The sequence below is a fragment of the Marinoscillum luteum genome (assembly GCF_044005705.1).
GTDB lineage: Bacteria > Bacteroidota > Bacteroidia > Cytophagales > Cyclobacteriaceae > Marinoscillum > Marinoscillum luteum.
Map to the genome: position 1 here is coordinate 285,896 of NZ_JBIPKE010000018.1, position 11,872 is coordinate 297,767.

At 46.2% G+C, this 11,872-nt stretch carries 10 protein-coding genes; 5 read left to right on the forward strand and 5 right to left on the reverse strand.

The annotated features are described in order from the left end of the window. Positions 1 to 4: 4 nt before the first annotated feature. Entirely contained in the window at positions 5 to 790 is a 786-nt protein-coding gene (locus tag ACHKAR_RS14755; RefSeq protein ID WP_395418128.1) for an SDR family oxidoreductase, read from the reverse strand. A 107-nt stretch (positions 791 to 897) separates the two neighbouring features. Here ACHKAR_RS14755 and ACHKAR_RS14760 point away from each other — a divergent pair, with 107 nt between their 5' ends. Beyond that, complete coding sequence (locus ACHKAR_RS14760; protein ID WP_395418129.1) at positions 898 to 1,413, forward strand: hypothetical protein; 516 nt, start codon at positions 898 to 900, stop codon at positions 1,411 to 1,413. A 1-nt stretch (position 1,414) separates the two neighbouring features. On the opposite strand, the gene ACHKAR_RS14765 is transcribed toward ACHKAR_RS14760, so the two are convergent. The 4 genes from ACHKAR_RS14765 to ACHKAR_RS14780 form a co-directional block, all read right to left on the reverse strand. Next, positions 1,415 to 2,773, reverse strand: a complete 1,359-nt coding sequence (locus ACHKAR_RS14765; protein ID WP_395418130.1) for a hypothetical protein — start codon at positions 2,771 to 2,773, stop codon at positions 1,415 to 1,417. 61 nt (positions 2,774 to 2,834) lie between these two features. Further along, complete coding sequence (locus tag ACHKAR_RS14770; protein WP_395418131.1) at positions 2,835 to 3,323, reverse strand: YkgJ family cysteine cluster protein; 489 nt, start codon at positions 3,321 to 3,323, stop codon at positions 2,835 to 2,837. Between the two features lie 8 nt (positions 3,324 to 3,331). After that, positions 3,332 to 3,928 (reverse strand): hypothetical protein, encoded by a 597-nt coding sequence (locus ACHKAR_RS14775; RefSeq protein ID WP_395418132.1) that lies wholly within the window; start codon positions 3,926 to 3,928, stop codon positions 3,332 to 3,334. Next, positions 3,849 to 4,304, reverse strand: coding sequence for a DinB family protein (locus ACHKAR_RS14780; protein ID WP_395418134.1), 456 nt, complete (start codon positions 4,302 to 4,304; stop codon positions 3,849 to 3,851). The genes ACHKAR_RS14775 and ACHKAR_RS14780 overlap by 80 nt, the downstream gene beginning before the upstream one ends. Before the next feature lie 520 nt (positions 4,305 to 4,824). Here ACHKAR_RS14780 and ACHKAR_RS14785 point away from each other — a divergent pair. From ACHKAR_RS14785 to ACHKAR_RS14800, 4 genes are all read left to right on the forward strand, one after another. Continuing rightward, positions 4,825 to 7,863 carry a SusC/RagA family TonB-linked outer membrane protein gene (locus tag ACHKAR_RS14785; protein ID WP_395418136.1) on the forward strand — a complete coding sequence of 1,013 codons (3,039 nt, stop codon included), beginning with the start codon at positions 4,825 to 4,827 and terminating at the stop codon, positions 7,861 to 7,863. Positions 7,864 to 7,875: 12 nt separating this feature from the next. After that, positions 7,876 to 9,465 (forward strand): RagB/SusD family nutrient uptake outer membrane protein, encoded by a 1,590-nt coding sequence (locus ACHKAR_RS14790; protein ID WP_395418137.1) that lies wholly within the window; start codon positions 7,876 to 7,878, stop codon positions 9,463 to 9,465. A 19-nt stretch (positions 9,466 to 9,484) separates the two neighbouring features. Continuing rightward, the gene (locus tag ACHKAR_RS14795) at positions 9,485 to 11,431 is read left to right on the forward strand and encodes a carbohydrate binding domain-containing protein (RefSeq protein WP_395418139.1); all 1,947 of its coding nucleotides are present in this window, start codon (positions 9,485 to 9,487) and stop codon (positions 11,429 to 11,431) included. 117 nt (positions 11,432 to 11,548) lie between these two features. Beyond that, on the forward strand, positions 11,549 to 11,737 hold the full coding sequence (locus ACHKAR_RS14800; protein ID WP_395418140.1) for a hypothetical protein: 189 nt from the start codon (positions 11,549 to 11,551) through the stop codon (positions 11,735 to 11,737). The last annotated feature ends 135 nt before the right edge of the window (positions 11,738 to 11,872 follow it).

Below are 11,872 nucleotides of genomic sequence, written 5' to 3' on the forward strand. Positions count from 1 at the left end.
AACCTCAATGAATGAACTTGTAACCTGTTTGGGAGAGCATTTTTTCGGATGAAACCTCTTTGTAGGGTTTGGCTTCCTCTGTGAAGTCCGGAATTTCGACGCCCAGGTCTTTTGCCGCCAGGGTATAAAACTCGGCTCTGGTCTGGCGATGGGGGGAGCAAGCGTTGAATGTTTGATTCCAGTGATGGTCTCGGATGATGGTTTGGATAATGCCTATACAGTCGTCTAAATGGATCATGTTGACCGGGTTATGAGCGCCACCAAGCTGCTTTTTGCCTGCCAGAAATCTACCGGGGTGCCGCCCTGGGCCATAGAGCCCACCAAACCTGAGAATGGTACTTTGGAGGTTGGGGACTTCTGTGAAGAGGTGCTCCATCTGCAGTAGCGAGATACCAGCCCTGCTCAGGCTATTTGCCGTGGCATCCTCCTCCGTGACCACCCGATTGAGATCAGGATAGACCGCCGTAGAGCTCACAAAGATCACTTTGGAAACCCTGGAAACAAGCATGTTTTCTCTTACGGATAAAAGTTGCTTTAGGTGAAAGGACGGGTCTTCGTTTCTATTTCTGGGTGGGAGATTGATAATGATAAGGTCACTTTCGAAAAAATCTTTCGGTCCCTGATACGTGGGGTTAAGATCTATCAGATACGGATGGATACCTGCGGTGTGCAAAAGAGATATTTTTTCAGGATGTGTGGTACTGCCTTTGACCAGATGTCCCGCTTTTATGAGGGCTTTGGCCAGCGGGAGGCCTAACCAGCCACATCCCAGGATCGAGATTTTCTCCATAGCGCAAAGGTAAGGCTGAATAGTGGGGCGTATCAAAAAAACTCGGCGAGTAAGAATTGGTTGAATTTGATATCTTTATTGGCTGAAGATTCTAAACTCATTTTTTTATGAAACACCGCTTGATACTACTACTCTGCCTTTCCTGCTTTTTTTTGATGACCAGAGCACAGGAAAGGGACGAGAATATTGTGACGATCATTGATGACCTCACTATCCAGTGGGACAATTCTGCAGAGAAACTTAGAACTTATGAGGGCTTGATGGACTATTGCCGTACCAAGGCATATAGGGATAACACCATCTTGCTCTTAAAGCAAATTCATCATTATGACAGTGCCCTTTACAGGATTGTACAGAGTAAATTTCAGACGAGCGAGGATCCTGAGGCCAAGGCCACCTTGGATGACATCAGTACGCTGGAGACGGATTATACCACAGGCGCTTTTCTGATGTTTCTGAGACAGGAGTGCACCTCTTTGAATGATAATGAACGCAACAAGACCATGGATGATTATAAGAAGGTGTCCAAGGAACTGGAGAAGGAAATGAAAAAGTATGTGGAAGCGATCACCAAACAAATAGACGTGGTGGACGAACATATTCATCACTTAAAAGGCCTTTGAGTTACTCATAATACGCACCAAAGAGAATCATCATTTCATCGGTGCTTCTCAGCCCAAAGGCCAGATCTCGGTCTTCCCAGTTGTTATAGGTGGCCTCCAGCATGAGGCCCTCACCGGCTTTGAGGCCGAGGGGTGGATCCAATTGCAGAATAGGTGGGTGCTCCCAGTCATTGGAGAAGTAGACAAGCTCACCGTGGCGTTCTCCCCCTGAGATGAACACTTTGAAGGAGGTGTTGTGCTCATGCGCGTGAGACCAAAGTTGAAAAATATGCCGATCCTTATCAAAGGTGTAGGTTTTTTGAATGGTGGTTACTTTTCCGGCAGGTAGATAGAAGTTGTCATTATTGAGGTTGAGAATTTGAGCAATATGCGTGACCTCACTGGCAGAGGTGGTATAGATATTGGCATATACTTCCCCCTCCATGGTCTCGTCTGTGCGGTTGGCATAGTGACTGTTCATGTCAAACCCTGAGTTTGCAGGTACTTTAAGAGCCACTCCCTCCGGGTAGTTGTATCGTACTTTGGGCACCTGGGTACCAGCTACAAACTGATGAAACTGCATGTGATACAACGTAGTAAACACATAGTTGCCGGAGGCATCATAGACATCTCTGATCAGGTTTTCATTGGGCAGGAGCGAGGGAGCAAACGTCTCGGGGAAGTTGTAAAGGATAAAATGGTGGCTTCCTGACTTCATAGTGATTTCAAAGCCGGAGATGTAGAGTGGCTCGGTATTATTGAGTGGCTGGTACTTGAAAAGCTCACGTTCGCTGTTTGGACGCACCTCAAAAGGAGTAATATGAAATTGATATCCTTGCTCGGGTAACGGAAGCGGCTGAAAGGCTACACGCTCAAACCGGCTGGTGTCTTTAAGTACCTCCCTGTCTATCACGTCACCCTTCTGCGGTGCACCTGCCGAGATCCATTGCCGGATGAATTCAATTTGCCCATTGGTCAGTGGATCCCCACCCAGAGGCATCTGTGAGCCATAGCCTGGGTGATCTGCGTAAAAGTGCTCCTGATCCGGAGCGTTTATTTTTTCCCAAAGGAAACTTTCGTAAAGACTTTCCAGTCCCTTATCGCCTACGAGCATCAGGCCATCCTCTAGTGCCGCGGTGTTTTTAGGAGGGCGATTGATGAGCTGAGCGTAGGATACATCGGCAGTGAGGATCAGATCGGATTGTCGTGCAAAGGAAGATCCTGATACGTGGCAGCTGATACAGGTTTGGTCCCATATTTCCCCTTGAATGATCTCATAGCTGGAAGCATACGCTTTCAATGGATCCTCGGGCTTGTTTTCTTTTTCGCTACAACTGGCCAGTAGGAGGATAAGGAGTGTGAGGTATGCTTGAGCGCGCATCGTTTTTGGGGTTACGTGGACTTAATTTAAGCAATTTACCTCTAAGGATGCAGCAGAAGGACTATTGGTTGTACGATTCGCTTAGTTTCCTTACGATCTGACTTACGGCGGGACAAACCAGGGTGTTTTTGAAGGTGAGGTCTGTGATCTGATACATGCGTTTTCTGTCGGTATGGGGGTATTCACGGCAGGCCTTTGGACGGTTTTCGTAGACAATGCATTTATTGTCGGCACCCAGAAACGGACAGGGTGAGGATTTGAGGACATAATCCTTTTCTTCGTCCAGGTAAAGATATGTATCGATGAAAACCGGTACTTTCATTTTTACTGTGCGGGCGAGTCGCTCTATGTCTGCCATCTGAAAGATGGGCGAGGTGGTTTTGCAGCAGTTGGCACATTCGAGGCAATCTATCTCTTCGAAGGCTTCTTCGTGAAGGGTGTGAAATTGATTGTCCAGATTTTTAGGTTTAAGCCTTTTCAGGGTCTTCAGAAAAGCTTTATTGGCTTTTTGTTGGTCACGTGCCTGCTTCAGTGCTTCTTCATAGATCATGGTCAAAATTACCACTTAATCATTGGAAATGGCCTCAGGGGATGTCTGATGGCATGATTAAGGGCTTTGGATGAGATCATACGGGTGAAATTTTCCCTGGGGAAAGTGCGCTCAGTTTCTGAGATAATGCTTTCGGGGATATTGTACCGGATAAATCCGCTGGTCAGGTCTATCAGATCAGCTTTTCTAAAAGCCTCAGCTTCTATGTTTCCCTTGATGGGCCACAGTTTGTGATGGTTTTTGATGAAAAACGCTACCTCATCTGGCAGGTAATCAAAGTCGCTGTTTTTTAGGTAATCTCTGGCCAACTGCTCGGACCCTGGCAGGTAGTCCATACCATTAGATATCCATATATCCAGATCGTGAAATGCCGCGGCGATCGCCAGTTTTTTATTTTCCCGCATCAGCAGGAGGGTGGTGGCATAGGTGTACACTCTTTGTGCGTGATTGTGGTAGGCATGGTAGTCTGGTCCCAGTGCGTCCCGATATTTGTGGAGTATTTGCCCGATCAGTTTCAGAAAGAGATTATTTAGAAGATTTGAGCAAATAGATCTGACCCAGATGATAGATGTCGTGCTGAATGATGCCGCATAGTAGCTTTTCAAAGGTGATGGTGTGGTTTGGGACGGTCTTGCCCAGGAGTTCATCTGTATGCTCCGAGAGCAGGGCGTTCAGCCTTTTTTGTGTGGATTTAAACTTCGAATAAAGTTCGGTTTTATCAGCTGCTTCGAATTGCCGGGACTCCCAGTCATTCTCTCCACCCACCTCTATCTTGAGGTCTACCCCGGTTAGTTTTCCAATCACATATTCCCTCCAGGCAATCATATGAGAGATGATCTGGCCGATCGAATGTCCGGTACCCAGGTGTTTGCTGAGGAGCTCGGGTTCTATTTCCTGGAGGTAGGTCGAAATAGAGTTGCCAAACCATGGTTCCCCATCATATACTTCATTTAGCTGATCGATGATTTCCCTTAAGTTCATGAGTTGAATTTAAGAAATATTTCTGATTAGCAGCTTTTTGTAGAACAATCCGCTGCGCTATCAGGCCAGGGCGTCTGCTACTTGTGAGAAGTCTTTTCAGTTCATACCAGGCACCTGAGAATTTCCGGAATTCGAAGAGAAGCGAATGAGATTGGTGTTGGTCGGGTGTGAGCATATGCACCCGGTATTTCGTGAGCATTCAATTCCCTTTTTTTCTATGAGACCATGCGTTTTAGTAGTTATAAGGGACCACGTGAAATGCGCTGAATTTGGCTTTTTTTCGCAACCGATTTCAACCATATAAAGCTATCCCTATTGAAAATATGCTAATTTTTTCAAGAAATTAACACAATCGATTGCGTTTATTGAATATTACTACTACTTTCATTGTATGATTTGCCGATTTGCAGATTAAAGGGGATTTGAAGTGACTTCTTTTTGAAGGTGCTTTTTGACCTGATGAAAATGTGAAACCTAACAAAATGATGTATGTATTATGTGTACTAAAAAAATGAAAGTCATGGCTCACCAAACGGCGCGGTGGTCGTGGATAATGATGCTTCTGTTGACCTACTCATCCTATGCACAGATGACGGTCAGTGGTAGAGTTACAGATAACGAAACTGAGGAAGGACTTCCTGGTGTTACCGTTCTGATCAAAGGCAGTTCCACAGGAACGGTTACGGACATTGAGGGCAATTATCGCTTTTCGGTACCCGAAGCGAATGCCACCCTTGTATTTAGTTTTGTAGGCTTTGCTCCGCAGGAAGTGGAAATAAATGGTCGACAAATAGTGGATGTGGCATTATCTACTGATGTTCAGGCACTTAATGAAGTAGTGGTGGTGGGCTATGGTACGATGGAGCGGGCTAACGTTACGGGTGCGATCAGCACCGTAGATGTGCAGGAAATCACCAAGGCTTCCGTACCCAATGTAGTAGAAGCTATGAGGGGGCAAGTGGCTGGCCTCCAGATCGTGAGGACAGGTGGTCAACCGGGTTCAGGAGTGACTTTCAAAATACGAGGGAACAACTCCCTTGGCGCTTCGGCGAGTGGAGGTAGCAATATAGATGATGTGAACCAACCCATTATTGTGATTGACGGTGTACCTCTGGTTGGTGGAAATCTGGCAGAGCTCAATCCAGCGGATATAGAAAGCATTAACGTGCTGAAGGATGCAGCTTCGGCTTCCATTTATGGTTCGAGTGGTGCCAACGGAGTGATACTGATCACCACAAAAAACGGGCGGCCTGGTAGAACTCAAATCAAAGCCTCTGCGTCCACAGGTATTGTTAATATCGCTCAAAGACCTAATATTATGAATGGAGATGAATTTCTTCAATTCAAGTTTGACGCGTTTAAGGCTGGCGATGGGACAGTACCAGACCCTACTGTAACCAGTTTGTTGGACATGGTAGAGGAGCAAAACTACATCGCAGGGAATGAGGTGAACTGGTTGGATGAGGTACTGCGAACCGGAATTCAGAACAATATGGGAGTGGAAGTTTCAGGTGGATCTGCTCAGGGCAATTTCTACCTGAGTGGTAATTACTATGGTGAGAAGGGCCCCATTGAGGCCTCGGACTACAAGAGGTTTTCCACTCGATTTAATGCCAACTGGAACATCAATGATCGAATCACTGTGGGAGCAAATGTTCAGCTTTCAAAGAGCTTCTCGGATCAGCGAACACGTATTGTGGGATTTGAAAACAATGCCGTGCCATCACTTTCAGCACTCGTAGGCACCAGCCCTTTCGGAAATCTATATGATGCAGAGGGCAATTACAGCAAATTTGCTACAGAAGACTTGTTTGCCGTAAATCCATTGCACAAGTTCAATGAAAGTGAATTTGACGTCAATGTGACCAGAGCATATATCAATCCCAACATCAACATTGAGATTATAGATGGACTGACTTACACTTTGAACACTTTCGCGCAAACGAGAATGGAGTTTTTCGGCAGATACCAATCTGATAACTTCACAGATGATGCTCTCAACCTGGCGCAAGTCAGAGAGTCTGAGGAAGTGAACTATTTGTTGGACAACATCCTCAACTATACCAGAGAGTTTGGCGACCATGGAGTGAACGCCACCGTGATCTATGGGGGGCAGGTAAATAAATGGACAAGGTTTGAGATGAATGCTCGTAACATTGCCGCTGATGAGCTCGGTTATTACGGAATACACTCAGCACCTGCGGCCCAGCAAACCATAGGCACCAACACAAGTGATTGGGCGAAGTACTATGTGGCCACTAGACTTGGCTACAACTATCAGGGCAAGTATAGTGCAACATTTACGGTACGACGCGACGCTTCTTCGAGGTTTCTGGGGGATAATCGCTACGGAATATTCCCGTCTGCTTCATTGGCATGGAATGCTCAGGAGGAGAGTTGGTGGTTTGGTGGAAATAATTTCAACATGTTCAAGATGAGACTGAGCTACGGGGTAATGGGTAATGACAATATCAATCCATTCTCCTATCAGGCGGGCACTTACCCTACTTCTATACCTGGTACAGAGAACACAGGGTTTAGACCTGGAACCACGGCCGGGAACAAGAACTTGAAATGGGAAACGAGTAAGCAGTTCAACGTTGGAGCCGACTTTGGTTTATTGGCTAGTCGTATTACGGGATCGATAGAGGTATACAATACTGCCACTAAGGACGTATTACTTTATCAGCAGATACCAGCTCCTCTCAATAATGGCTACAGCCAGTTTCCATCTAACATTGGAGAAACAGCCAATAAGGGAATTGAATTGTCTCTAAAGGCTGTTGCCATGGAGTCAAATGATTTTAGCTGGACACCTAGTCTTAATCTGGCTGCTAATCGTAGCACAATCGAAAAGCTAAATGAGACTGGCCCTGACGGAGAGCCACTTGATGACATCTCAAATGGATGGTTCATAGGTCAGGATTTTAGAGAAATCTACGATTTTAAATACCTGGGCGTTTGGCAGGCTGATGAAGTGGCTGATGCTACTGTCACCACGTTCGGAAATGCTCCACAAGCCGGTGATGCCAAGATAGATGATGTAAATGGAGATGGAAATATCGATTTTGATGACAGAACATTCATTGGAAACCCTACTCCAAGCTGGTATGGTGGGATCAATAACGTGATTACCTACAAAGGATTTACGCTATCGGTGCTATTTGAGGCAGTGATGGGTGTAAAGCGATACAACAGTATATACGGCGGTTACAACTCTGCACGGGGCAATACTATCGCAATCAACTACTGGACTCCTGATAACCCTTCCAACGATTACCCAAGAGTGGGAGAGGGTTCCCCAATGTCCGGACCATTTGGGGCAGCTATCTTCACAGAGGATGCCAGTTTTGTTTCATTGCGGAACATTTCATTCTCCTATAACCTTCCGTCCAAGTGGGTTAAAAAGGCCTCATTGAAAGGGGTAACCTTATCTATCAGGGGAAATAACCTCAAGTACTGGACTGATTACACCAACGCTTATTCTCCGGAGATCACAAACACAGATCAGTACCCTGTGACTAAAAATTGGACAGCAGGATTAAATGTCACATTCTAAAAAACACTAAACATGAAAAAATATAGATATTTATTCATAGCACTGCTCCTTACTTTTACTACTTCATTTTGGGGTTGTGATAAGCTCCTTGATGATATAGAGCTAAGACATTCACTTTCTGCAGAGGAAGCAGCGCGGACGGCAAAAGGTAGTGATGCGATTCTTTCCGGGGCCCTGCTGGCAGTCAGGTCCACATTCAGGAATCCAGGAATCTCAGTGTACAAAGCCTGTGGTACCGATATAGTGAGAGATGGAACCAATCTGTCTGACGAGCCAGCCTCAGGTATGCCTGGGATGAATTCATACAATGGTTCATTTGCAGCTAATAGCACTCAGGTTTTATCCATTTGGGACACCTACTATAGCGGTATTACCTTTGCAAATACAGCAATAAACGGACTTGTTTCTTCCGGGTCAGTGGATGACTTGGATCCGGAAATCAAAGACAAACTCGGACAAGCCTATACCATGCGGGCATATTTGTATCTGGAGTTGGTTCGCCGGTTTGGCAATATTCCGATTATAGCAGCTGCGGATTTGGATCAGGGGCCGGTGTTCGAGGCAGAGCAGCGACAGGAATCAGAAGTATATGACCTGATCATTTCTGATCTGGAGACAGCTGTCCCGTTGATGTTTACCAGAAGTGAGATTGGTGACAGAGGAGTACTGATCCCTTCGAAAGGTTTGGCCAATCTTCTGTTGGCGGAAGCAGCGCTAGACAGGGGTTTGTATGAAAAAGCCGCCACTGCTGCAGAGGCAGTCATCACCGATCCTTCCTATTCATTGCAGCCACTGGATGGAATCTTTGGTCTGGATGGAGGCAAATCTGGAGAAGAAAACAATACGGAAATCATCTTTTCTATTGGGTTTACCAGTGATATTCCTGATGAGGTACAGTGGACCTCCCAACACTTCATGCCCCTGTATGATCGTGTGAATGGAGTAGCCAGAACGATGGAAGCAGGTGGAAGGCCATGGTCTAGGTTGTCCCCGTCAGACTACTACTGGACCCTGTTTGACGAGGCGGATGGTAGGTTAGAAGCCTGGCACAAAACCCACTGGGTATTTGATGATCCAGAGGCTTTGCCTGACGGAAGAAGTATCGGAGACCGGGTGGAGAGAGAAGATCTGGAAGCACAGTTTGGAGATGATCCCATAAGGTTGCGTTACGCTGATCCTACCACTTTCAAGTACTACGAAGATAATACTTACGGAAGGACCACCGCTCAGGCTGAGGGTTGGAGAAACATCATTCTCTTTAGATACTCTCATGCATACATCGCGGCAGCGGAGGCCTATTTTGGACAGGGTAATACAGGCCAGGCCATGACTTACCTGAATGTACTCAGAGAAAGAGCTTACGGCAATGTCACAGGCAATTTTTCAAGTATCACACTGGAGGACATTGTGGAAGAGCAGGCAAGAGAACTTGGGCATGAGGGACACCGTTGGGCGTTCTTAAAGCGCAATGACCTGCTGGTAGAAAGAGTACGTATGCACAATCCTGCAGCGGCACCGAATATTGAGTCAAAACATGTTCGCTGGCCCATTCCGCTGGAGTTCATTGATCAGACTGGCAGTACGCAGAACACGGGTTATTAAAATTTAAAAGAAAGAGACAATGAAAAATTTTAAACTTTTAATAGGATGCCTTACAGTAATGTTGCTTTCACTAGTGATTACAGGCTGTGAAGATGAGATGATGGCAGAGGTAAAGGTGGGTAGCATCAGTGCCGAAGCAGTGTTTCAGGGATCTCCGGTTTCTTTGACGGGGGAGGGTTTTGACCAGGTTCAGTTTGTTTTTGTCGGGAATATACAAGCGTCTTTTACGCTAGATGGAAATACGATCACCTTTACGGTTCCGGACGAAGCACCAGTGGGTGAAACGACTATCACCCTGGCAATGCCTCGAAACGTGCGTGCCACTTATGTATTTGAGGTGGTATTGAAACCTTCTCCTGTGATTACGTCCTTTGATGCTTATGTGCCGGTGGGTAGTGATTTGGTTATCAAGGGATCAAGTTTGAATAACAACACTTCAGTTACGGTAGATGGTATTAGTGCCACTGTGGTATCGGCAGGTGATTCTGAATTAGTAGTGACGGTGCCCTCAGGTGTGGATGAGACTTCAGCAATAGAATTTGAAATCACAACGACCTACGGGGTAGCCAAACCAACCACGGCATTCTATGCCCGGGAGAGTGTGATACCTAATTCCGATTTGGAGGCTGAAGGAGATGGTGTTCCATTTGCCGGATGGGAGCTGCTAAATGCCGGTGATGGAGCTATTACAGCCATCACAAGCGGATATGGTGGTTCCAGGTCCATGAGAGTGGTTCCGGCAGCCGGAAACCCCTGGGACAGACAAGTGGCTAGTACCGCAGTACCGCTGAATTTCGGGGATGTTTATACCGTCGTATTATGGGCTAAAGGTGAGACCGCAGGCGCACAAATGCGAGTATCAGTATCACAATATGATGGAAATGGTGCCGACTATTTTTATGGGGAAACCGTAGAGATGTCTACCAACTGGGAGCAATATACCTGGACCTTCACGGTCACAAATGACCTGCCTACTCATAGAGTGGTGTTGGATATGGGAATGGGAGCTGTTCCTTTTGCCATTGACCAAATAGGATTAGTCCCAGGTTCCATTGGAGCTTCAGGGCCGGTTGAGTTGCTTGCCAATTCGAGCTTCGAAACTGACCTGACCGGATGGACTGCTCTAAATGGAGCAGCTGAGGTCACTAGTGCCGAAGCTTATTGCGGTAGCCAGTCGATGACTGCTACAGGTGCAGGAGGTAACCCATGGGACGTTCAGATTGCTTCTGATGCTATGGAATTGGAAGTTGGCACAGACTATGAGATCGGCTTTTGGGCAAAAGCTGCGGGCCCCGATGGCGTGTTCAGGCTGTCTATGTCACAATTTGCCAGCGGCCAATCAGATGATTTCTTTTACTCTCCTGATCTTACTATTCCGGAGGAGTGGACGTATTTTTCGTTTGTCACAACTGCTCAGGCTACCTCCACTGGTAATCATAGATTACTTTTCGACATGGGGGCAAGTACCCAGACATTCTTTGTGGATGGTGTGAGTGTAAAGGAATATGAAGTTTCTTCATCAAGTGAATACTCTAATGGAGGTTTCGAAGATGGCCTGACCGGATGGACAGCACTGAACGGTGCAGCTGAGGCTTCTACTGATGCCCACTCAGGCTCAGGCTCGATGACCGCAACAGGTGCGGGTGGCAATCCATGGGATACCCAAATAGCATCAGATGCGGTAGCACTGACTGTGGGTAATCAATACAAGATCAGCTTCTGGGCTAAAGCTGCGGGCCCTGATGGAGTATTCAGGATTTCTATGTCGCAGTATGATGGAAATGGAGCAGATTTCTTCTACTCACGGGATTTAGAAATCCCCGAAGATTGGAGCTATTTCGCATTTGTTACCACCGCTCAGGCCACTGCTTCTGGTGATCATAGATTACTTTTTGACATGGGAGCAACTACACAGACCTTCTTCATAGATGATGTGTCAGTAGTGGAGCATGACGCATGTGAATAACGATTGACTTGTTACAAGATGAATATTATGATTAATTGAAATGTGAAAGCCACTTGCAAAAGCAAGTGGCTTTTTCGTGTTTTGGGTACCTTATTGGCATACATTAGACTTTATTTTATGAAATCATTGACCAAATTAGCGGCATTTATGACCTTCATGGTGTTGCTCGGTTGTACGGAGTCCTTCGATCAAAAGACCGGCACTTTCGAGAAACTTTTCACTGCCGTGCCTGCCTCCGTATCGGGAGTTTATTTTCAAAACACCATCGACCAGAACTTGAAGTTTAATGCCCTGACATATTCCTGATAATTCCTTTTTTACCAAAGGGACCATCAAAAACAGGAGGTCCCTTGAGATAGCAGGAAGCAAACACATCATTTTGGGAGCAAACAATTCTCCTGTAGAGCTATTTAAAGTAATTGACAGAGCCAATTAAAGCAT